This window comes from Planotetraspora kaengkrachanensis, from assembly GCF_016862895.1.
In the GTDB taxonomy this organism is placed as follows: Bacteria; Actinomycetota; Actinomycetes; order Streptosporangiales; family Streptosporangiaceae; genus Planotetraspora; species Planotetraspora kaengkrachanensis.
In genome coordinates, this window is record NZ_BONV01000012.1 from 101,547 (window position 1) to 123,881 (window position 22,335).

The 22,335-nt window shown below is 67.6% G+C and carries 18 protein-coding genes and 1 pseudogene; 8 read left to right on the forward strand and 11 right to left on the reverse strand.

Annotated features, from left to right (window positions below):
* Positions 1-26 precede the first annotated feature (26 nt).
* Positions 27-1,406 carry a DUF3533 domain-containing protein gene (locus Pka01_RS15695; RefSeq protein ID WP_203883492.1) on the forward strand — a complete coding sequence of 460 codons (1,380 nt, stop codon included), beginning with the start codon at positions 27-29 and terminating at the stop codon, positions 1,404-1,406.
* Between the two features lie 113 nt (positions 1,407-1,519).
* On the opposite strand, the gene Pka01_RS15700 is transcribed toward Pka01_RS15695, so the two are convergent.
* On the reverse strand, positions 1,520-3,661 hold the full coding sequence (locus tag Pka01_RS15700) for a hypothetical protein (RefSeq protein WP_203883493.1): 2,142 nt from the start codon (positions 3,659-3,661) through the stop codon (positions 1,520-1,522).
* Positions 3,662-4,260: 599 nt separating this feature from the next.
* Here Pka01_RS15700 and Pka01_RS15705 point away from each other — a divergent pair.
* A complete protein-coding gene (locus Pka01_RS15705; RefSeq protein ID WP_203883494.1) occupies positions 4,261-5,016 on the forward strand; it encodes a class II glutamine amidotransferase in 756 nt (251 codons plus the stop codon).
* Positions 5,017-5,102: 86 nt separating this feature from the next.
* Here Pka01_RS15705 and Pka01_RS15710 read toward each other — a convergent pair whose 3' ends face one another.
* Positions 5,103-6,830: a phospholipase effector Tle1 domain-containing protein gene (locus Pka01_RS15710; protein ID WP_203883495.1), complete on the reverse strand. Its 1,728-nt coding sequence runs from the start codon at positions 6,828-6,830 to the stop codon at positions 5,103-5,105.
* A gap of 400 nt (positions 6,831-7,230) precedes the next feature.
* On the opposite strand from Pka01_RS15710, the gene Pka01_RS15715 reads away from it, so the two are divergent.
* The 4 genes from Pka01_RS15715 (at position 7,231) to Pka01_RS15730 (ending at position 11,889) form a co-directional block, all read left to right on the forward strand.
* Positions 7,231-8,736, forward strand: coding sequence for an MDR family MFS transporter (locus Pka01_RS15715; protein ID WP_239115020.1), 1,506 nt, complete (start codon positions 7,231-7,233; stop codon positions 8,734-8,736).
* A 344-nt stretch (positions 8,737-9,080) separates the two neighbouring features.
* Complete coding sequence (locus tag Pka01_RS15720; protein WP_203883496.1) at positions 9,081-9,290, forward strand: ferredoxin; 210 nt, start codon at positions 9,081-9,083, stop codon at positions 9,288-9,290.
* On the forward strand, positions 9,280-10,650 hold the full coding sequence (locus tag Pka01_RS15725) for an NAD(P)/FAD-dependent oxidoreductase (RefSeq protein WP_203883497.1): 1,371 nt from the start codon (positions 9,280-9,282) through the stop codon (positions 10,648-10,650). Before Pka01_RS15720 ends, Pka01_RS15725 begins: the two co-directional genes overlap by 11 nt.
* Before the next feature lie 36 nt (positions 10,651-10,686).
* Complete coding sequence (locus Pka01_RS15730; protein WP_203883498.1) at positions 10,687-11,889, forward strand: cytochrome P450; 1,203 nt, start codon at positions 10,687-10,689, stop codon at positions 11,887-11,889.
* Between the two features lie 163 nt (positions 11,890-12,052).
* Here Pka01_RS15730 and Pka01_RS15735 read toward each other — a convergent pair whose 3' ends face one another.
* From Pka01_RS15735 to Pka01_RS15750, 4 genes are all read right to left on the reverse strand, one after another.
* A complete protein-coding gene (locus tag Pka01_RS15735; protein ID WP_203883499.1) occupies positions 12,053-13,663 on the reverse strand; it encodes a GMC family oxidoreductase in 1,611 nt (536 codons plus the stop codon).
* Between the two features lie 688 nt (positions 13,664-14,351).
* On the reverse strand, positions 14,352-14,858 hold the full coding sequence (locus Pka01_RS15740; protein WP_203883500.1) for a DUF6933 domain-containing protein: 507 nt from the start codon (positions 14,856-14,858) through the stop codon (positions 14,352-14,354).
* A gap of 36 nt (positions 14,859-14,894) precedes the next feature.
* Entirely contained in the window at positions 14,895-15,566 is a 672-nt protein-coding gene (prfH, locus tag Pka01_RS15745) for a peptide chain release factor H (protein WP_203883501.1), read from the reverse strand.
* Positions 15,563-16,762 carry an RNA ligase RtcB family protein gene (locus tag Pka01_RS15750; RefSeq protein ID WP_203883502.1) on the reverse strand — a complete coding sequence of 400 codons (1,200 nt, stop codon included), beginning with the start codon at positions 16,760-16,762 and terminating at the stop codon, positions 15,563-15,565. Before Pka01_RS15750 ends, prfH begins: the two co-directional genes overlap by 4 nt.
* 241 nt (positions 16,763-17,003) lie before the next feature.
* Between Pka01_RS15750 and Pka01_RS15755 the strand changes: the two genes are divergently transcribed.
* Both Pka01_RS15755 and Pka01_RS15760 read left to right on the forward strand, forming a co-directional pair.
* Positions 17,004-17,531 (forward strand): ricin-type beta-trefoil lectin domain protein, encoded by a 528-nt coding sequence (locus tag Pka01_RS15755; protein ID WP_203883503.1) that lies wholly within the window; start codon positions 17,004-17,006, stop codon positions 17,529-17,531.
* 18 nt (positions 17,532-17,549) lie between these two features.
* Complete coding sequence (locus tag Pka01_RS15760) at positions 17,550-17,792, forward strand: hypothetical protein (protein WP_203883504.1); 243 nt, start codon at positions 17,550-17,552, stop codon at positions 17,790-17,792.
* A gap of 214 nt (positions 17,793-18,006) precedes the next feature.
* Here the strand turns inward: Pka01_RS15760 and Pka01_RS15765 are convergent, their stop codons facing one another.
* The 5 genes and pseudogenes from Pka01_RS15765 to Pka01_RS15785 all read right to left on the reverse strand — a co-directional run bounded on the left by Pka01_RS15765 (position 18,007) and on the right by Pka01_RS15785 (position 22,216).
* Positions 18,007-18,675 (reverse strand): class I SAM-dependent methyltransferase, encoded by a 669-nt coding sequence (locus Pka01_RS15765; protein WP_345337642.1) that lies wholly within the window; start codon positions 18,673-18,675, stop codon positions 18,007-18,009.
* 133 nt (positions 18,676-18,808) lie between these two features.
* A pseudogene (locus tag Pka01_RS41610) lies at positions 18,809-19,228 on the reverse strand (methyltransferase, FxLD system); the annotation flags it as partial.
* 65 nt (positions 19,229-19,293) lie between these two features.
* Positions 19,294-19,545 carry a hypothetical protein gene (locus tag Pka01_RS15775; RefSeq protein ID WP_203883506.1) on the reverse strand — a complete coding sequence of 84 codons (252 nt, stop codon included), beginning with the start codon at positions 19,543-19,545 and terminating at the stop codon, positions 19,294-19,296.
* Positions 19,546-20,207: 662 nt separating this feature from the next.
* Positions 20,208-20,924: a creatininase family protein gene (locus tag Pka01_RS15780; RefSeq protein WP_239115015.1), complete on the reverse strand. Its 717-nt coding sequence runs from the start codon at positions 20,922-20,924 to the stop codon at positions 20,208-20,210.
* The gene (locus Pka01_RS15785; protein ID WP_203883508.1) at positions 20,915-22,216 is read right to left on the reverse strand and encodes an NsdA family TPR-like regulatory protein; all 1,302 of its coding nucleotides are present in this window, start codon (positions 22,214-22,216) and stop codon (positions 20,915-20,917) included. Before Pka01_RS15785 ends, Pka01_RS15780 begins: the two co-directional genes overlap by 10 nt.
* Positions 22,217-22,335: the final 119 nt, after the last annotated feature.

Consider the following 22,335-nt stretch of genomic DNA (forward strand, 5'->3'; position numbering starts at 1 on the left):
GTGCAAGAATCGCTAGCCTGAGCAGCATGGCATCTGCGCACGCAAAGAAGAAACGCCCTGGTGAGATCATGCGGACACTCGCAATGGGGCTCTGGCTCCCCGCGATCTTCCTGGCCGGGCTGCTCTTCTCCTTCCTGTTGGCCTTCCACAACCCGACGCCGCACCACATCGAAGTCGCAGTCGCCGCCCCACCGGCCACGACGGCGCAGCTGCAGTCCCAACTCGACACGGCCATCCCGGGCGGCTTCACCCTCCAGCCGGTCGATTCCGCGGCCGAGGCGCGCTCGGCCGTCCTGAACCACGACGCGGTGGCGGCATTCGTGCCGGCTACGCACCATCCCCAGCTGTACGGCGCCAAGGCAGACGGCGCCGCCATGGAATCGATCATTCGCGAGGTCTTCACCTCCGCAGCTCAGAAGCCCGGCGCCACCCTCGCCTTTCACGAGCTGGTCTCGACAAGGCCGGGAGACAGCCTGGGCATCAGCCCGCTGTACCTTCTGATGGGCTGCACTCTGCCCGCCTACTTCCTGGTGGTCGCCATGCAGCGCGCGGTGGGCTTCAGCCGTCGAGCGCATGTGGCCACGATGGTCGGAGGCGGCGCCGTCGCTGCCCTCGCCTGTTACCTCACGGGCGCCTACGGGATGGATGCGATCCCGCAACATCCGCTCGCGCTGCTGTACCTGTTCCTGCTGACGCAGGCCGTGTCACTGACCTCGTACGGGTTCGTGCCCTTTCTCGGCCCGTTCTTCCCAGGGGCCGCCGTCACGCTGTTTGTCCTGCTCGGCGTGCCTTCCAGTGGCGGCACCGTCCCCGTCGACCTACTCAATGGCTTTTTCCGCTTCCTCCACCCCCTCCTGCCTATGGGCAATGCCGCCGATGCCCTTCGCCTCGTCGACTACTTCGACGGCCGGCAACTGGGCCGACCTACCGCAGTGCTCTGCGCCTGGATCGCGACAGGCGCAGCTCTCATCGTGCTCGGGTACCTCAAGCAACTACGACAGCTCGTGCGCGAGGCACAGGCAGGCATGACGGGATATGTCCCCGCGCCTCCCGCGGAGGATCCCACCGTGGAGCTCCCCGAGCCGGTCGCTCTCCCCCCGCACCGGCACCATTTCGGCGAGCAACTACCGATACTGACCGGGAGAGTGAGCGGTCTTGCCGGAGAACCACTGCCGGCGACGATCACGGTCACCGACCCGCACGGCCGCCAACTCGTCCGCACCCATACGGACCAGAACGGCGAGTACGCAGCCACCGGCTTCCACGACGGGTTCGCCATCGTCGTCGCCGGCGCCCCCGGCCGGCAGCCGGCCGCCTCACGCCTACTGCTCAGCCCAGCCACACCCGTGAACCAGGACTTCATCCTTACGCCTGGCCAACAGGCCGTTCCGGGATATGCCCGCTGAGCCTTGCCGACGGCCGGCCCCGCACCTCGAAACAGCCGCCTTGGCGGACGATCGCGAGGTATCCGTCAGGGATTGGTCACCCCGCCTGGTAGGCACCGACCCCGGCGCCCGTGTCAGTTCCCGAGTTCGGCCAACACGGCAAGGAGCTGACGGCGCTCCTCATCGTCCCGGCGGGCCTGCCGACCGTAGACGCCGGTGCCTTGTATCGCGGCATCTCCGTGCGCCAGTTCACGTAGCTCGGGCAGCAGTGGGGCGGCGTCAGCCCCCAGTTCCCGTAGCGACTCGACAAGCCATTTCCCGGCTCCCATCCGCGCGAGGCGCCGCCGTACGGCGTCGACGAGCGGTGCGGCCTCGCCGGTCACGCGGCGGATCGCCAGCGCGGCGGCGGCGAAGTGGTGACGGTCGTCGAGGAGGTCCCGCAGCCGCGGAACGAGATCCGCGGCGGCAGGTCCGATCAGGCCGGCGAGTTCGGCCGCGTCCGCCACGTGTCTGCCGCTGTCGAGAGCGTCGGCGGCGGCACGGAGCGGCGCGTGCGTCTCCCCGGCGTCCAGCAGCAGCCGGCCCGCCTCGATCCGGATCTGGATGGCGGACGTGTCGTCCCCTCCGGCGGAGGCGATATCGCGCAACGCAGGAAGAAAAGCGTCCAGGGGTAGTCCGTGACGCAGCGCGGCGCGTGCCGCCGCCACGGGTTCTCCGCCGGCGGCGGCCTCGGCGACGCAGGCGCTCATCTGGCCGATGTCCCCGGTGACCGCGGCGACAGCCTCGGCGCATTGGAGGCGACGCCACCAGGACGCCTCCGAGTCGTCGCGGACCCGGGTCAGCGCGGGCACCGCCTCCGCGGACGCGGAGCCGATCGCGGCGAGTGCCTGGACGGTCCACCAGTGGTCGTACGGGATGAGCGGGATGAGTTCGGGCACCGCGTCGGCCGCATCCGGACCCCAGTGGCGCAGCATCCGGGTCAGGGCGTTCCCCTCGTTGTGCCACCGGTTCCTGGCGAGCAGCGCGTCGTAGCCCCCTGAGTGCTCCGGCCGCTCCAGAGGCAGCGCCGCCAGACGTCGTCGCACCGCCGTGAGCAGGTCGGGATCGCAGGCGACGCCGGTGTCGATGAGCAGCCCCAGGACGTCGGGGGCGATCCGGCCCGCGGTGAGCGCGGTCGTGAACGGCTCGCGCCAGCGCGGATCGCCGAGGGCAATGAGGATCTCCAGGCCCGCTCCGAACAGCCGTGCCTCGTTCGATTTCACGTCCTCGACGGCCGCAGGTGGCGGGTCGGCGACATAGGCCGCGAGGGCGTCGGCGGCCGCCGGAGCAGCCGCGGGCACGTCCTGTATCGCTGTGGCGGCGGCGACACGTACGGGAATGTCGGGGTGGTCGATCCCCGCGGCCAGCAGGGGCGCCGACTCCGCGCGGGCGGAGCGCGACCGCACACACCGCTCGTAGGTCGCGTCGATCGCCGCCCGGGCGGCTTCGGCCGTTCCCCGCTCGAAAAGCGCGTGGCACAACTCGGAGAACGGCGCGTTGCCGATTCGCGAGACGACGTCCCTGAAGGGGTCGTCCGACCAGATCCAGTTCGTCAGCGGCTTGCCGTTCAGCCAGCAGTCGACGACCGCCTCGGTGGCCGCGTCCGACCACGGGAGCGCGGCGTCGGCGATCGCCCACAGCGCACCGGCCCGGACGGCGGCCCGCCGGCCCGGTTCCAGCTCCGCGGCCAGCCACGCGGCCGTGTTCGACGGGTCGAGGCGGCCGGCCGCTGCCAGCAGGCCTGCCAGCACGCGCGACGACCTCTCGCGTCCGCGCCGTGCTCGCAGTGCGGGCACGACCTCGGCCGCGGACTCAGGCGGAAGGTTCCCGAGCAGGTAGGTGGCGACGTGCCGGATCTCCACATCCGGGTCGTCCAGCAGCGGCAGCAACCCCCGGGTCTCCCGGGCCAGGGCCGTGCTCACGTCCGCGAGCACGTGTGGATCGGCGTCACCGGTCGCGGCGATCGAACCGAGTAGGAACACCAGACCCGCGCGCCTCGGGGTGCCGGGGTCGGCGGCAAGCCGGGCGACGAAGGGCACGGCCCACGGGGTCGCCGAATACAGCGTGCCCTGGTGGTAGATGCTGCCGAACAGATGCTCGGTGGCCTCCCCTGCCAGCTCCTCGTCCTGGCCGACGGCGTCCCGCAACGTCTGCGGCACGTCCGCGGCCGAGCCGTACGCGTGACCGAGGGAGGCCCAGTCGATGTCGTCGATGCCATCGAGGGCGGCGGCCGTCATCCGTCTTCGTCCATCCCGTCTTCTCGTATGAGAAGCCGTCAGCCTAGCCCCCGCCGCGGGGCGCACCTGAAGCCGAAGCGGCGCGGCGCCCAGCCAACCCCGCTGCCCGGCCGCTACGAGCAGCTGCTCACCGAATACACCGCCGCGCTGCAGCAGGTGCCGCTGGCCGCCGCACCTACGCCTCCCGCGTGCGGATGTACCTGGCCTGGCTAAATATTTGTCCTATTTGCACTATTATGGTGATCTGTGTACCATTCGCACTAATGGCACACGTGGCGATGGCCTCCCGTTTCGTATTCGTTGCCGGTTCGTTGCCCGGACCGTGCGTCTCGGGCGGGGCTCGTCCCGTCTGGAGCGCTCGGTCGTCGAGTCCGCACTTCGTGGAGCCGGGGCCCCACCTCTTCCGGGGTGAATCGGAGCGCTCGCCCCCCAGCCGGTTGCGCCCCATGCATTTCCTGCCCGAACCCGTCAGCTAACCCGCGGAAGCAGCGGCGCTTGCGTGTTTCCTCGCCCTCCGACGCGGCCTCATGGATCACTGGCCGCTCACCGTCCTCGACGGCGGCATCTCATGCACCAACCTGTGAGGAACGAAACAAAATATGTGTCGGCTACTGGGCTACGTCACACGGACGCCTACTACGTTGGCCCAACTGCTGGGTGAGGCGGAGCTTCACGAGTTCACGGAGCTCTCGTGCAAGCACGGCGACGGTTGGGGATTCGCATGGGCGACTGCGGACGGCGTGGAAGTGCGCAAGTCGCCGGACGCAGCTCGCGAGAGCCAGGCGTTCGCACGGCACGCGCACGAGCACACCACAGACCTCGGTCTTGTCCATCTTCGATGGGCGACGCTCGGGCTCAGCGTAGTGCAGGAGAACACGCACCCCTTCACGGACGGCACAATCGCCTTCGCGCACAACGGCTCGATCCGGCCACCTTCGTCGCTCGACGCGCTCATCCCCGCAGACCTGCAGGCGAGGCGCCTGGGAACCACCGACAGCGAGCGGTACTTCCTGGCGACGCTCGCCGGCGCCGAGGACGCCGACCCCGCCGAGGCGCTCGCCGACACGGTCGACCGCATTGCGTACTCGCTCCAGTTCAGCGGCCTGAACGCGTTGATCGCAACGCCTGAGCAGCTCATCGCCGTCTGCCGCTACGATCCGGTCGCCCAGGCGATGGAGGATGAACCGGACTATTACCAGCTTCGCTATCGCGTTACCCGGGAGGGTGTCGTCATCTCCTCGAGCGGGTGGGGAGCCGGCTGGCGCTCCTTGGAGAACGGTGAGCTGCTCACCGTTCAGCGCGGAACGTTAGACGTATCGGTACGCTCCCTCGCTGAAGCACAGCTGGCGGGATAAGCGGGGAGGCGGCCGTGGTGATCGGTCAGCCTCGAGCCAGTGGCCTAGCCGACGAGGTGGTTGCGCGAGCGAATCCTCGACCTGCGCTAGACGACGTTCTCGGCGGAGACCGGCTGACGCCTCCGGCGAGCTGGAGTAGGCGCAGCGTCGGGCCGAGAAGCTTCACCTGCGACCTCCTCAGCGGAGGGTACAGCTGCCTGACCGCCTCGCCGCCTCGTACGTGCGGGAACGGTTCGCGGCTCCTCGCCGGACATCCTTGTCACGGTGAGTTGCACGCCGCCTCGGTTGTTTCCGTAGAAACCCCATGCGTCGTTGGCGAACGCGTAGAAATACCCGCTCTTCGCCACCCGGCAGCACGTGCCGGAACCGATGGCGATGCGCTCGTGAGCCCTGAACTCACCGTCGACGGATATCGCATCGTTGGCCACGACGCCGACAAGCGACATCCACGGCATGTCCTCTTCGCGGCGGGCACCGATGAAATCCGCAACCTTGTTCCCGGTCACCATCCGGAACAGGTCCTGGCCTTGACCCAGCAGCGTGCCCACGAGGCGGACCTTCTCGACCAAGGGGTTGAAACGACGCAGACCTGTCGTACCGGCGGGACCTGACAGGATGTCGGCGTCCCGCCATTGGCCCTCAGCGGTGAAGCGGTAGTCGCCGGGTTCAAGGTAGAGCCCTGTCTCGTTCCACGACTGGTGGGCGAACACCTCGATCGTCTTGCTCTGCCCTGGAGCGAGCACCCGGGTGGGGCGGTACGGCCCGCTGGTGATGGGCGGGTTCTCGTAGCGCACGTACACCGAATTGTGGAGAAGGCGGCTCGGCGCGTTGGGGTCGATCCGGGGCACAGCACGCGGCCGCGGCTGAATGATGGGCTCCAACATCGGCTTGAGCGCCGAGTCGACCAGCGGCTCAAGCACGCCGACCACGCCGCGCTCGTCGTCATGCATGACGTCGAGCGGATTGGGCTCGATCTGGTCCTCCACGGTCGTCATGTGGAAGCCGATCTTGACCGCATCGCGCGCTTCGTCGATCATCCACCGCAGTGCGCCGTCGCTCAGCCCCTTCTGAAGGTGGCCGCCGCCAACGTCTTTGTGGCTGCCGGGGAACCACACCTGCTTGACGTCCTGTCCTGGCGCATACGGCTCAGACCACAGGGCAGGTGTGTACGGGCTGCGGCGCTCATCCATGGCCACGGCGTGGCGGGCGTACTTGATGTGCGGATTGAGCCGTAGGTCGTGGAAGTTGTGTTGGCGAAGCGGGTCCAGGAGATTGAACCAGCCCATGTAGTCGGGTATGCCGAGCGCGCCGACGGTGTCCCACACCCCGATGAAATGCACCGGAATATGCTCACGATCTTCCGTGTCCCAGCGGAAGGTGAGCCCGTCACGCCAGTGGGGATCGCGCTTTCTTTGCCGGTATCCGCGGTTGTACAGATCATTGATCTGAGGCCAGAGCGCGGCCTCGTCCGTTTTCGTAATGTCAATCAGCCCGCACGCGGAGATCATTCCGGCGAGACTGCGAGCGGTGTAGGCCCCACGGCTGAAGCCGAACAGCGCGATGCGGTCCCCTGGCTGGTACCGAGCAGTCAGCCAGAGGTAGGCGTCCATGACATTGCGGGACAGACCAAGCCCTACTCCACCTCCCAGCAGCCTGTTCCGCAGAGTTCCTACCCCAGGCTGGTAGTAAGCCAATTGGGGGATTCCGTCTTCGCCTCTCTCCGCGAGGGCGTTGTACAGCCGGCGCACATTGGTGACCGACTCGTCCTCTGGCGTGTTCCAGGTGCCGTCGCAACACATGATGAGATGACGCATTAATCCCCCAGCATTCCCCCGAGAAGCCTCCTGAAGGCTGCCATCCCATGGTTCCCGAGTGAGGCCACACAGAAAACGCCCACGGAAATCAACGCCGGCGTTTCATCTGATCACAGCGGCGCGGCGTTGACCGGACCGGAGCACGCTGATCACACTTTCGTCACCCATGTACTGCGGCGATCAGAGCGCTGTCACCGGCGGTCGGCGCGGGCCTGGTTATCACTGGTGCGCGCCCGTCATGACATTTCGCATCACTTGCCGGGATGCTGGGCACGGGCGATGAGTTTTGTCGGTGGCGCCGGTCAGTCTTTGCATGACCACACCTACTTGTGAGACCCAAGGCTGGGACGCCGGCCATGACCACGTCATGCCCGGCAACCCCGATGGAGGTGCCGTGTCCATGCCACAGCTTGACTCACCTGCCAAATCCGCGACGGCCGTTTCAGGGCGCACCCCGGACGTGATCAGGCTGCTGGTGCTCGCCACGTTCGTGGTCATCCTGAACGAGACGATCATGATCAATGCGATCCCGCGGCTGATGGGCGCTCTGCACATCACCGAGCAGACCGCGCAGTGGCTCTCGACCGCTTTCATGCTGACCATGGCCGCTGTCATCCCGATCACCGGGTGGTTCCTGCAGCGGGTGTCCACCCGTCACGCGTACGCCACTGCGATGGGCTTGTTCATGCTCGGCACGGCGTTGGCCGCCGTCGCGCCGTCGTTCGCGGTGCTGCTGGGCGCCCGCATCATCCAGGCATCCGGGACGGCCGTGATGATGCCGCTGCTGATGACCACATTGATGCAGGTGGTGCCGGAGGCAGACCGGGGCCGCGTGATGGGTAACGTCACCCTGGCCATCTCGGTCGCGCCCGCAATGGGCCCGGCGGTCTCGGGGATGATCCTCCAATTCGGGTCCTGGCGGCTGCTGTTCGCCGTGGTGCTCCCCATCGCCGCGGTGATCACATGGCGCGGCCTGAAGCAGCTGAAGAACGTCGGAGAGCCCCAGTTCAGTGCGATCGACTGGTTGAGCGTGGCGACCGCCGCCGCCGGCTTCGGCGGCCTGGTCTACGGGCTCAGCCGGTTCCAGAGCGGTGACGTCAGCGTTGCCGCCGCGATCGTGGCGGCCGGCCTGGTCTCCATCGCTGTCTTCGTCGTCCGCCAGCTTTCGCTGCAGAGGCGCGGCGTGCCGCTGATGGACCTGCGTACCCTGCGTCACCGCACCTACACGGTCGCGCTGATTCTGATGTCGGTGGCCTTCATGGCGATGCTCGGTTCGATGATTTTGCTGCCGCTGTACCTGCAGAACGTCCGCGAGCTCAGCCCCCTGGAGACTGGACTACTCGTGATGCCGGGCGGCCTCGCGATGGGGCTGCTCGGTCCGACCGTCGGTCGCCTGTTCGACCGGTTCGGCGGCCGGGTTCTGGTCATTCCCGGCGCGATCGGAATCACGCTCGCGCTCGCCGGCTTCACACAGGTCACGATGACCATGCCGTTCTGGCTACTCCTCGGTCTGCACGCGCTGCTGATGGTGAGTCTGGCCGCGACCTTTACCCCGGTATTCACTCTCGGGCTCGGAGCGGTTCCCCCGCAGCTCTACTCCCACGGCAGCTCCATCCTGAGCACGCTGCAGCAAGTCGCCGCGGCCTTCGGCACCGCGCTCGTGATCACCGTGATGAGCGCGCGAGCCGATGTCCTGAGATCCGCGGGAGCCGCAGAGGTGCTCGCCAACCTCGACGGCATGCGACTGGCCTTCATCATCGGCGCGGTGCTGTCCTTGGGTGTGGTCGTCACCGCCCTGCTCCTACCGGCCCGAGCGGACAGCCCGGCGAGCTCGAAGAACCCGGACGATGAAACCGGGGTGACGGTGGTGGAGGGAGATGCTTCCGCGATTCGGCGGGCTGGTTGATCACCGAGCGACAACACTGGCAGAACAGTAGTCCGCTCGGACGTAACACCGCCCTCCTACAGCGGTTGTGACCGGTAGCGCCCCCGCTGCGGAACCTGCCTGCTTGGTGCTGATCACGCCCGTCATTCGCGCCATCCCGGGCACCCCAACACTCCATTAGCCCGTCACTCCGGGCGTGCACGCATTCACTCGTTCAGCCCAACGAACCGTCTGGGCTGCGCCAATGGGCGTATCCGCAAGGTGAGGACATGGGCAAACCCCTGGCGGAGTAGCGGTGCGAGCGCCTGATCCTTCCCGAACCTGGAAAGAAACCGGGAGCTGAGGCGAGGGAGGGGTGGCTTGGGATGCAGATCGTCGTAGATCTCACTCGCTGCCAAGGCTATGCGCAGTGCGTGTTCCTCGCGCCGGAGGTGTTCGAGCTGCACGGGGAGGAGGCGTTGCTATACAACCCGGCCGTCCCCGATGACCAGCTCGACCGCGTCCGCCAGGCCGCGACGGCGTGCCCGGTCCAAGCCATCCTCCTGGGTAAGGAGGTGAGCGCCGGTGCCCGATGATCTTCGGGAGGGCCGCATCGTCATCGTCGGCGCGTCGCTGGCCGGGCTGCGGGCCGCCGAGACGCTGCGGGAGGAAGGCTTCACCGGTTCACTGACCGTGATCGGAGATGAGCCCCATCCGCCCTACGACCGCCCGCCGCTGTCCAAACAGGTGCTGCTCGGGAGGATGGCGGCGGACTCGGCCGCACTGCCGATGCGCCGTGACCCCGACGCGGAGTGGCGCCTCGGGGTGCGCGCCACCGGGCTGGACCCGGTTGGGAAGCAGGTGCTGCTGGCCGACGGCGAGTCGGTGACCTACGACCGGCTGCTGATCGCCACCGGGACCCGGGCGCGACCCTGGCCCAACGCCGACGAGGCCGCCCTCGACGGAGTGTTCACCCTGCGCACCCGCGACGACGCCGGGCGCCTGACCAAGCGGCTGGCTGCCGGGCCGCGCCGGGTGCTGGTGATCGGTGGGGGCTTCACCGGCTCCGAGATCGCTTCGGCCTGCCGGGAGCGGGGCATCGAGGTCACACTCGCCGAACGCGGCCCCGGACCGCTGGTGGGCGCGCTCGGCGGCACGCTCTCGATGCTGGCGGCCGGTCTGCAGCGGGCACACGGCGTGGACCTACGCTGCGGAGTGACGGTCACCGCGCTGCGTGGGAATGGCCGGTTCACCGGTGCGGACCTGTCCGACGGCAGCCGCATCGACGCGGACGTGTGCGTCGTCGCCATGGGGGCGGTCCGCAATACCGAGTGGCTGGCGGAAGCAGGGCTGGCCGCGGGCCCGCGCGGGGTCGCCTGCGACGCAGGGTGCCGGGCTTTCAACATGTACGGGATCGTCACCGACGACGTCTTCGTGGCGGGCGATGCCGCCCGCTTCCCGCACCCGTTGTTCGAGTACCAGATGCTCTCCTTGGAGCACTGGGGCAACGCGGTCACGCAGGCCGAGGTCGCGGCGCACAACATGGTCAGTCCGGAGCCGGCGCGGCGCCCGCACCTCGCGGTCCCGGTCTTCTGGTCGAGCCAGTTCGGGCTCAACATCAAGTCCGTGGGCGTCCCCACATTCTCCGACCAGGTAGTCATCGCCCAAGGCTCGCTCGACGAACGCCGGCTGGTTGCGGTCTACGGCTACCGGGGCCGCATCACCGCCGCGGTCACCGTGGACATGGCCAAGTGGCTCGAGTACTACCAGGGCCTGATCGAGACCGCCGCTCCTTTCCCGCCTGGGCCCGGCGCGGCCGACGGTCGCCCGCTGGTCGCCGCGTTCCCGGTCCCCTCCAACGTGCCGGACCCCAAGGGGCTCTTCCACGGTCCCACCGTCGCGCTCACCGGTCACCTGCCCGACCGCCGGCTGACCGTGGTACGGCCCGCCGACTGACCCCTTGTGTCTCTTCCCAGCTACGAGGAGCCCTGCATGGCCATCGACACTCTGCTGGAACGGGTCAATGACTACGCCAACCGGCCCGACCCCTACCCGCTGTACGCGGAACTCCGCGAGGCGGGGGTGGCGCGGCAGACGGACGGAAGCTACCTGATCGGCACGTACCACGACATCATGGCCCTGCTGCACGACCCGCGCATCAGCGCGGACCGCCGCAACCTCGCTGCCCCGTACCGCGGCCTGCCCCAGGAAGAGGAGCAAATCTCCCTCATCATTCTCGATGACCCCGAGCACCACCGGCTGCGCGGCCTGGCCATGCGGCCGTTCGGGCCGCCGCACAGCCCAGGCCGTCTGGACGCGATGCGTGGCGAGATCGCCCAGCTCGCCGAGGAACTGATCGAGGCGTTCGACGGCCGCGCCCGGGTCGACATCGTCGATGACTTCGCCTATCCGCTGCCCGTCTCCGTCATCTGTCGACTGCTCGGCGTACCGCGCGAGGACGAGCCCGTCTTCCGCGAGTGGTCCGCCACGATCATCGATTCCGCCGACATCAAGCCCGGCGAGGATCCCACCGAGCGCCAGCGAGTCGGCGGCCGGGCACGGGTGGAGATGGGCCGGTACCTCGTTGACCTCGCCGAGCAACGCCGCGGCCACCCCCGTGACGACATGCTCTCCGCGTTCGTCAACGAGCCGGACCCGGCCGGACTGCTCACCCGGGAGGAGCTGGCGGCCACCGCCGTACTACTGCTCGTCGCCGGACACGAGACCACGGTCAACCTGATCACCAACGGGGTGCTCACGCTCCTGCGCCATCCCGACCAACTGGACCGGCTGCGCCGTGAACCCGAACTGCTACCCAACGCGGTTGAGGAACTACTGCGCTACGAGCCCCCGGTCCACATGCGACAGCGCACTCCTCTCGCCAACATCGACGTCGCGGGCACCACAGTCCCCAAGGGCGTGCCCCTGGTGCTCATGCTGGCTTCAGGCAACCGTGACCCCAACCGGTTCCGCGACCCCGAGCGCTTCGACCCCACCCGGCCAGACAACCAGCACCTCGGCTTCGGCAGCGGAATCCACCTCTGCTACGGCGGACCGCTCGCCCGTATCGAAGCCCAGATCGCGCTCGCCGCGCTGATCCCCCGCCTTGGCACCACGACCCTGGTGCAGGATCCGCCCCCCTACCGGCGCAGCGCAATGCTGCGCGGACCCCGCCACCTCCCCATCGAGCTCTGACCGCTCATACGTGGGCGGTACCGCAGAGCAGGCTCGATGTCGTCGAACGCCTCCGCGCGCCATCGAGGTGTAACTCGGCGTCGAAGGCGGTCCAGACTCACGAGCCCGTTCGACGAAACGCGCGGATCATCTTCAGGTCCTGGGATGCGGCGGCCCACGAAACTCAGGGCTGGAGCATGAGGGACGCGCAGTGTTCGGCGATCATCATCGCGGGGGCGTTGGTGTTGCCTCCCGTGATGGACGGCATGATCGAGGCGTCGGCGACACGCAGGCCCTCGATGCCGCGCACCCGAAGTTCCGGATCGACCACCGCCCGCTCGTCGACGCCCATCCGGCACGTGCCGACCGGGTGGTACACCGTCGTGGCGCGGTTCGGCACCTCGGCGGCCAGGGCGGCCCGGTCCGGGTAGGCGGGGCCGGGGGCGAGCTCGCCGGTCACGTCGGCAGAGATGATCTTATTGGCCATCACGTCGCGGACGAGATCCATCCCGTCCAGGAGCAGTCTGCGGTCGTCCGGCTCGGCGAGGTAGGCGGGGTCGATGACCGGCGCGGCCGTGGGGTCGGCGGAGGAGAGCCGGAGGGTGCCCCGGCTCTTGGGGTAGATCAGTGTGGCCAGGAGGGTGAGGGACGGGCGCGGGTCGACCTTGTGCCGGATGGGCGCGTCCTGGTTGGGGCCGGGGTATCCCCATGGAAGCGCGTGGATCTGGATGTCGGGGACATCGCCGGAGGCCATGGAGCTGCGGACGAAGCCGACGGCCTCGAAGACGCTGCGGCTTACCCAGGTGGTGCCGCCGCGCAGCGTCTCCTTGATCAGCCCTGCGGCGAAGTACCGCGCGGTGCCGCTGTTGCGGGCCGACTTCATGAGATACGTCATCGGGACGAACATGTGGTCGTGCAGGTTGTCCCCGACCGGCAGGTCGGCGACGACCTCGATGCCGTGCTCGCGCAGGTGCGCGGCGGGGCCGACGCCTGAGAGCATGAGGAGTTGCGCCGAGCCGAACGTGCCGGCCGCGAGTATCACCTCCCGGGTGGCCCGGATCGTCCGGTGCCCCTCCTTGGTGATCACGTCCACCCCGGTGGCCCGGCCGTCCCTGAGCACGACGCGAGTCACCAGGCAGCCTGTCTCGATCTTGAGGTTCGGCAGGCCGTGGCCGTCCAGGTACCCGACCGACGAGCTGTAACGCAGCCCGCGGTGGGCGCTTTGCTGGAAGAGCGAGGCGCCTTCCTGGTACTCGCCGTTGTAGTCGTCGTTCTTCGTGACGCCCGCGGTGTCGGCGAGGGCCTCGATGAAGGCCTGCGCGGCCGGGGTGATGTCCTTGGCGCGGGTCACCTGGATCGGGCCGCCGGATCCGCGTAGGTCGGTACCGCCGTCCTCCCAGTTCTCCATCCGCTTGAAGCTCGGCAGGACGTCGGCGTAACTCCAGCCCTGGCAGCCCTCGGCCGCCCAGTCGTCGTAGTTCCGGCGGTGGCCGCGTACGAACACCATCCCGTTGATCGACCCCGAGCCGCCGAGCACCCGCCCACGGGTCTGCGGGATTCTGCGGTCCAGCGCGGCGGCCTGCGGGCTGCTGTAGTAGCCCCAGTCCAGCCGCTTCTTCAGCTCGGGGATGTTGTGGAACACGGCGATCAGCCCGGGTTTGCGCACCAGCCTCGACCGGTCGGATCCGCCTGCTTCCAGCAGAATGACCCGGGCCCCGGTGTCGGCGAGCCGTCTGGCCAGCACACATCCGGCACTCCCGGCCCCAACGATGACATAGTCGGCGGACTCATCCATGTGGCCCTCGCAAGCGACGATGAACGACCACGACACCGCAGTCTGAGCGAATGTTCTCCACATGCCAAACGCTTGGTCAAGATGCTGATCGTTATTGGAACGGGCGGGGCCACAGAAAGACCCATATCTGCCACGACCAGTTCGACCTGCACCGCTCGAGGATTAGCTGATAACCCCGTGTTACGGGCCACCGAAACCAAGCGATGTGCGTGTCACTTCGACGATTCTCCCGACGACGGTCTGAACGGTTCCTGTGCGGGATGCTCGAGATGAAAGCCGATGTAAAGACAGTCAGATTGACAGTCTGCCCAGCTCTCCACCATGGCGTTGAATTGCTGGAACTCATCCCGAGACGTCTGGAACGAGCTATGGGGCCGTCTCGGCGGGTGCGGGACATGCGCGGGATGTTCATACGAACGACGAGGACTGCGCAGAGTGCTTTGCAAATCATTACTAGTAAGCAAGCAGTATCACCCGCGCCCTCCTAAAGCAGTGCCGCAGGCGTATCCGACCGCCTACGGCTTAACCAGGAGAGGTGGATTCAGGAGAAGCGGCCCGCGACGGGGTCGACGGGACAGCGGCTTGTCGGCCGCTGTTGAGGCTCTGACCAGCATCCGGCTCATGCCGCGGAGGGATCAATCCGGTCCTGCCTCGATCCTTGCGCGGCGGTGTGGCCGTCGTCGGCGGGTCAGTTCGCTGGAGGTGCGACAGAGCGCAACAACGCCTGCAGTTCACGGTCGGGACTGACGTGTTTGCTGTAGAGGGGTCCGCAGGGTGTGGTCGCCAGGCGCATCGCGAGGCCGAGTAGATCCGGCGGCGGCGTGTCACCGCGGTAGGTCTCCGCGAGGTAGGTGAACTCGTTCATGATGCCGACGACGCTGCGGTTGGCGGTCTTGGCGAGGCGGTGGTCGCGCATCTGCTGCAATTCCTCGCCGATGATCGTGTCGGGGATTCCGTGCGCGGCCAGCACCGTAGCGACCTGCCGCGGGAATCTGGCCAGCAGGGTCGTTGCGGGGGCCAGCGGCATCAGCACGGGCACCAGCGTCGATTCGTTGACGAACAGCGCAACCTGAGGTTTCCAGAACACAGCTGTGGCGTACCACTGGCCCAGCAAAGTGGTTTGCTGCTCGTCTTCACCCAGGCTGAGCGGGCCGACGCGGTCGAGCAGCTTCTTGGTCCCGCGCACGATGAGCACCTGCATATCCTGCCGCCATATTCCGCGGTGGGCGTGTTAAGACGACTGCCGCCGCCTCTGGTGCTTCTGCTCCCGGGGGGCCTGGTCCTGCTTCGACACTTCCGGACGCTCGATACGCGTGGGGTTGCCGCGTACGAGCTCATCGTGGATGCGCCAGCGGGCGGTGACGACGGCGCGCCCTGCCACCTCCTCGCCGTGCTCAATTCGTTGCCGCAGCAACTGCATGGCGATGCGGCGATTGAGGCTGAACTGCCGCTCGGTGTCGACCACGACGACGATCCCCGAGGGCCGGTGGGTCGCCCGTACCGCCGTGCTGGCCTTGTTTCGATGTTGACCGCCGGGGCCCCCGGTGCGGCAGGCGACGATGTCGACATCTGCTTCCACGAACGTCGTACGTGGGGTATCGACCTGGCACGGTTGGGCGATGACGTACCAGTTCTTTCGGCCGGTGCTGGCCCGGTAGGGGCTGGGGGCCTGCCAACACAGCGTTCCGGTCCACGAGGCAGTGAACGCCTCGGCGCCGGTTCCTGCGATCTGGATCAGAACCGACCGGTAGGAGCCGGGCCGGTCACCGGGAACGGTCTCGACCCGACGGGTCTCCAGATTCTGCCGGGTGGCGTCGGCTTCCAGGCGATGGAGCAGCCGGGCCAGCGCCCAGGCACACTCCTGCGGGCCACGCCCGGCCGATAGAAGCAGATGGACACTCATGGCCGGCCTTGCTTGCGGCGGTGATCCCGGTGGTCCCGTCGGGGCGTGGACCCGAGGTCGGGCGTCTTGTAGGTGACCAGCGGAACCGTGGTGGCCACGGGCGTGGCCAGGTCGTGCTCGACGAGGTCAGCGATCACTTGCTCGATGCGCTTGTAGGCCGTGGGGGCCTCCTCGAAGAGCAGCTGACGGTCGCCGCACACCACCACAGACCCCACCGGCGTACGGCGCAGTTCCTCGACCGTGTGCTTGGCCCGGCCCCGGCGCAGGGCGTCCGCACGCGACATCTTGCGGCCCGCGCCGTGCGCCACGGAATGGTTGGCGTCCGGACCGGCGTGAGCGGCCACGAGGTAGGAATGGGTGCCTCGCGTACCGGCGATGAGCACGTCACGGCCGTCACCCGGCGCCGCCCCCTTGCGGTGCAGGTAGACCCCGTCGCGGATCTCGACCAGGTTGTGGCACTGGTCGACGAGTGGCTCGGTGGGCTCGGCGCCCAGGGCATGGGCGACCCGGGCGGCCATCAGCCGCCGGTTGAGCGATCCCCAGCGTACGGCCTCGTCATGCATCGCCAGGTAGGCGCCGGGATCAGCGGCAGGGCCCGCGCCGTGGGCCGCGGTGTGCGCCCGCAGGATCCGTTCGCCCAGCCCTCGGGAACCACTGTGGACGATGAGAACCAGGTCGTCGGCGGCGAGTCCGAGACGGCTCGCGTGGCCCGGCTCGAAGACTGTCCCGATCCGCGCCAGTTCGACGAAGTGGTTGCCCCGGCCGACCGTCCCGAGGCCTTCGAGGTGACCGGCGGGAATGTCACTCCTCACGACGGCCCAGGCCGGGTCGTCGGCATCCTGCTCAGGGTCCAGGGCGCGATCGAGGTCGGGGAATCGCGCGGCAAGCTTCGTGGGTACGGCGCGCTTGAGCTTGATGGGAAACACGGCGATGCCGCAACCGATGTCGGAGCCCACCAGGAACGGATACAACACGGTCGACGCCATGGCGGCCCCGATGGGGGCGCCCTTGCCGGGGTGCAGGTCCGGCATCGCGGCGACGTGCATCATGCCGTCGAGGGCTGCCACCTGGTGGCACTGCGCGAGGGCGTCAGACTCGATCCAGCTTGCGGGGGAGGCGAACACGGTGACGGTGGCCGAACCCATGGCAGGGGCGGACGGCGGCAGGGACTCCTGCCGGGAGTGTTGCTGAGACAAAGAGCTCTCTTCGCTGAAAAGGGTACGGGCGGACGGCATTACGGCGCGCATCGGCGCCGTGGCATCTTGGAGAAGCGAGGTGTTGTCCGTCAGAGCATCATGGACACCACTTTCCTTGAGCCCACCAGGCGAGGCAAACGGTTTTCGGGCGAATAGGCCTGTATGCCGCGGCACCGATGGTGATTGCCCCGTCTTCCGTTCACAATTGGGTGGATTTCGCCGACGGAAGGGCAGCCCTGTCATGAAGCGATTCCTGCGCCTCGCACTGACGGCGGCGGCAAGCATCCTGCTACCGGCGGCGCTGGCCGACGCGCCCGTCACACCGGCGGCGGCAGCCGTCCCGTCCGCCGTCTACATCAGGCCGCTGACGGCAGGCATGGACAGGCACGTCGGGGTACAAGGGGGGCTCGGTTACGGAGCCCCGGTGAACACGCTCACCGGCAACCCTCTGGTGTGGGACATGACCGTCGTCTCCACCTATCAGGGATTCCAGGTGGTCACCTTGGCCGTCATCGGAACGCCGTTGTGCCTCGGCAAGGTGCCCACCCCGGCGACGAGCACGGCGGTGGTCCTGTACGGCTGTGACAACGGGCCGTACCAGCGGTGGCTGCTTCAGCGCACGTCGACCTACGGCGAGGCGAAGGTGTACTACTTCCGGAGTTTCGTGCAGGGCGTCCCGGGAGACTGCCTCAAAGTCAATCCCACCGGACCCTCCTCGGTCGGGGCCTGTGTCCCGCATTTCGATGAATACGCCGTCTTCGTCATCTGACAAATAGTCTCGGCTTTCATGCGCTTGACGGATCGGCTGGCGGACGTGTTCAAGCTCTTCGGGCCGACGCAGGACCGGCCTCGAAGGGTGCGAGTCGTCAGCGCGGCGGCTCTCGCCCAGGCCTGTACGGCCGGCCGAGCCGTACGCGCCCGGGAGGGTGAGGGTCTGGTCGTGCCCGCCAGGCTGGTGCGTGAGCTGTGCCGCGGCGGGCGTGAGCAGGTCGACCCGCGTGGGCTGACGATCGAGGGTGCCAGGGTTTGACCAGCAGCTCGTGAAGAGGACGGCATCGCTCGACAGCACCGCGCCGCCGGACGCGCATGCGCGGTCTGGCCCGCGCCCTCGCACCGACGCCGCAGAGAACCCGTTTGGCCGCTGTCCGCATCACGGCAAGGGGTGCCGAGCACAGCCGGTTTGGAGTTAGACCTGCTGGGCGCCTATCGGCGGCGTTCAAAGACTCCAACAGGTCGAGCGGGGCTCAGGGCCAGGCCATGACCAGTTGGCCGTGCCGCTTGCGGAAGATCCGGCCGACAGATGGATTCGGCACTGTGGCGCCCACGGGGTAGAAGCTGAAGGTCGGCTCGGGCCGGTGCCGCCATGCGCGATCCCAGACATGGATTTGATCATGGAGCAGGCGAGCGAGCTCGACACCGCGCGGACCGTGTCCGTATGCCCCAAGTTTGTGATGTACCGCCGCGGTCGCATGGTGCTGGACATCGCGACGGGTGAGGTAGGCGAAGCTGTCGCGAGTGATGAGGGCCGGGCATTGCCAGCGCAAAGCGGTCTGGACGAGATGGCGGTCTCGATCCGGGTCCTGCCAGATCATGCCGAACTTGTCATCCACCGTGGCCAGCCACAGGCTGAGCGGGTCGAACGGCTCTCCCCTGACGACCTCAACACCGGTCCACAGCTCGGTACGGGGTTCGACCAGCGCCAGGCCGAGCGCGTCGACGTTGAGTTCGGGGCCGTCTTCGATGGTCAGCGTGACCGCTCCGTCCGCGAGGATGGCTTCCTGATTCTTGTACGCTCCGGCACCCTGCATAGGGATGAACCCGCACACCGTGGCGTCCAGACCCTGAAATCGGTCGCCTTCCCGGGTGAAGGTGATGCTTCTGCTGATCGTGGCGAAGCGCAGGGGAACCACCATCCGCCCGCCTGGAGCCAGCAGCCGTCCCCAGGGGCAGTCCCAGGCGCCGACGGTCACCAGGATGGCGTCGAAGGGGCCTGTACTCGTCGGCGGCGTGCTCGCCGTCCCCGAGAACGACCTTGACCTGCGGGTAGCCGGTGTCAGCCAGGAAGCGAGCCGCCCGCTCGGTGACCCAGGGATCGATGTCGACGGTCAGCACAAATCCATCTGGACCGACGATTTCGGCGATGAGCGCGGCGTTGTATCCGCCCGAACCGATCTCCAGGACCCGTGCTCCACGGGTCAATTGGGCGGACTCGAGCATCTCGGCTTGCAACCAGGGAGCGCTGATGGAACTGGTCGCCTTGCCGTCAGAGTCGCGTTTGGTGATGACCACGTCCCGGGCTGAATAGGCGGCGTCGATCGGCGCTTCCGGCGCGAACCTTTCCCGGGGGACCTTCGCGAAGGCCGCGGCGACCTCGGGGGAGCGAATGGAACCCCGCTCCCTGAGTGCGGCGACCAGATCGCCGCGCAGGCGATCGGTGGACTCGGATGGAGAAGCGTCGACGGCCACTCGCCCGACGCTAGCCCTCGTGGAGGCGGTCAGCGTACGAACACGCCACTCCGTGAGATGTTCCGTTACGAGCGGTGCGGATCGAAGACCTTGGTCAGGTCGATGCCGAGTTCGCCCTGTTCTCCTTCGCGCCAACCGGCACGCGCGGCGGACTCGATCCGATCAGCCGCGGCCGGCAGTCGCAGACACGACACCCGCTCGTCATGCTCATCGCCCCAGTAGAACCACAAGAACGCCAGATGGACGAAGACACGACGCATCCGGCACCGACCGTCCATGACCTCCAACGCCGGCCGACCATACTGATCAGCGATCAAACCGTCGTGACCTCACGCTCCCGGAGCATGTCCCGCAGATCCATCAGAAGATCCTGCTGATAGACCCGCTGCCGCTCACGAATGCCGTCCACCGAGATGCCCTTTCGACTCGAACCACATCACACGCCCTCCAACAGCAGAGCAACGTCGCTGAGGAGAAGGCCCCTCACGGCGCAAGATCTGTCATCGCGGAGCACCTTCCGGCTCGTCGGCGGTGATCGGGCGGTTCTGGAGCCCGCGAGGCTTGCCACTGCAGTGCGACGGCAGCGGTTCCCCTCCCGGGCCCCAGAACGGAAGGGGCTGGACCATGTACAGGGGGGAAGAACACGGCCCGGGGGTGCACGGTCGGCCGGCAGCGACGCTTCTCACTACGCGTGTACTGCCAGCTGATCCACCTGAGACGTTAGGTTGTGGCCCATGGCCAGCGGTACGCCGATTCGCCGCCGCTTCTTGGCCACTTCCGCGCGCGTCCACTGCGCCGCGTTATCGAATGCGCCCTTTGCTTAGTTTCATGCGATGCGCCGTACGTCGCCCTGCAGCATTTCTCCACGTGAGACGGAGATCCAACAAGGCTTCGCCATCCGCTCCGCGCAGGCCACATGCCGCCCGGGCCGGGGCCGCCTCACCGCCGTGGCTGTCGCCAATGACGCACTGGCGATGCGCTACAGCGACTGTCCACCCGCAAGTACGTCAAGTGTCCCGGCGAAATCGGCGGTGAGGCTGGTCAGGACTGCCTTGCCCTTCTCATCGGTGCCCAGGGAAGGTCGGCCGATCACTCCAGTCTCTGTGTACGCCCGGAGGCCCTGGACGAGCAGGTGAGGCCGTTCGGCCGTGTGATCCGCGTTCTGGTAGCTCTCACGCACCTGGTCGGGGCACAGGTGCAGCAGCAGGGAGATCTCGATCTCCCCTGCGTGCATGTCGTCATGCGCGTCGGTCACCAGACCCGCGGCCTCCCTCGCCCGTGCCCAGTCGTCACGGCTGGGATAGAGAGCCATGCGCGGCCGTACGACGTTGGCCTCCTGGACGATGTTCGAGAGCACGTAGTTTCCGCCGTGCCCGTTGACGACGACGAGTTGCTCGATCCCAGATCGTCCGAGGGAATCGGCGATGTCGGTGATGACCGCGATCAGAGTCCGGGAGCTGATGCTGACCGTGCCGGCCCATCCTGCATGTTCGTGTGAACACGCGATGGTGATCGGCGGCAACAGCAGCAGCTGGTACTCATCGGCGAGCGCACGGGCGATTCCGCAAGCGATCAAAGTGTCGGTTGTCAGAGGCAGATGGGAACCATGCTGCTCGAAGCTGCCGACCGGCAGAACCGCGACGGTGGCTCCGCGTTCTGCTTCCTCGGTCGTCGTAGCCGCTGTCACTAGGTGCATGACCATATTCTGGGCGCGGTGAGCGCCAGTGCCGCGTGGAATTGTGCGACTTCGGCCGGCGGCGCGGACACTCCCGCCAGCCGACGGTCGAGAGTCTGCAACGCCCGGATGAGCCGCACGGACCCACCTCCGGCAGCCGATGCCAGCACGGCCGTACCCTCCACGGCTGCCTCCTCAACACGGCCGTCTCCCACGTAGGCGAGTGCCAGCCAGGCGCGCGCGAGCTGCACGTCCTGGCGGAAGTCGGCGGGCCAGGCCACGAGGGCTTCCTGGAGCAGAGCCGCTGCTTCTGACGGCCGTCTCAGCAGCAGCAGGCAGTACGCCTCGTGGGCCTGGACATAAGCAGGAATGCAATGGTGACCAATGGCCACCGGGTCATCGTCGGTGCCGTCGTCTTGGGCGCGCTCGACGAGTTGGTGAGCCTCCTCCAGAGCCTTCGCACAGGCCCGCGAATCACCCGCGAGCGCGTGGCTGTGGGCCAGTCGTAGGGCGCTCAGCGCACGATCCCTTGCGGGCGCGACTGCCGCTTTCCGGGCTTCCGTTGCGAGATCACGTGCGCCGCGTGCATCGCACCGTTCGGCTGCTCGTTGGGCCTGGCGCATGAGGACGTACGCTTCCATCGCCGCGTCATTCGCCTCGCGGGCAAGATCGAGCGCGTAGCCGAGCCAGAATGCGGCTGCCTCACCCGAACCGATGTTCTCCGCGGTCCAGCTGGCGAATTCAGCCCAGCGCGCCTCAACTCCGAGCAGTCCTCTCCGCACCAGGGCGTCAGCGCGAAGCCGGTGATCGCGAATCACGTCTATCTCGCGTGTGACCGTGTTGTGTATCCGGTACGGCCCGAAGGCGTTATGGGAGGACGAGAGGATGTGAAGCAAGCCGCCCCAGTGGGGAATGAGGTCAGGATCGACCTTGATCACGGGGGTTCGTGCCGCGGCCCCGTCGAGGGGCGAAGGACTCTCCAAGTGGGCGAGAACTCCCGACGAGGCAGCGTTCTCAGCCGACTTGAAAAGTCGTGTAGCAGGCTCGCCGAACATGTGCTCCAAGATGCGCCGGGTATCGCGTTGCGGCGCCCGGGACAAGTCCCCACCCATCCATCGGTCGAAACTACGCCTCGAGACGGCGACATTCGCCAGCACAGGCTCACCGGTCAGTTGGGCCAGTTCCCGCGCCGCCTTGGCGAAGTGGATGCTGAAGGTCTCAACCGTTGTCCAGTCACGCTCTTGGACCAGCTGGCGAAACAGTGTCGGTCGCTTCACTGTTTCCTCCCAGAAGCGTCCCAGGCCGTACGTCACACGGGGGCGACGGTATCTCGACCTCTCGTTGCCTCTCGCAGAAAGGCGCTGTGGAAGATGGCATTACAACTGACTGAGCCAAGTTCGGAGGCCAATCGCCCCGCCCTGATGTTCGCCTG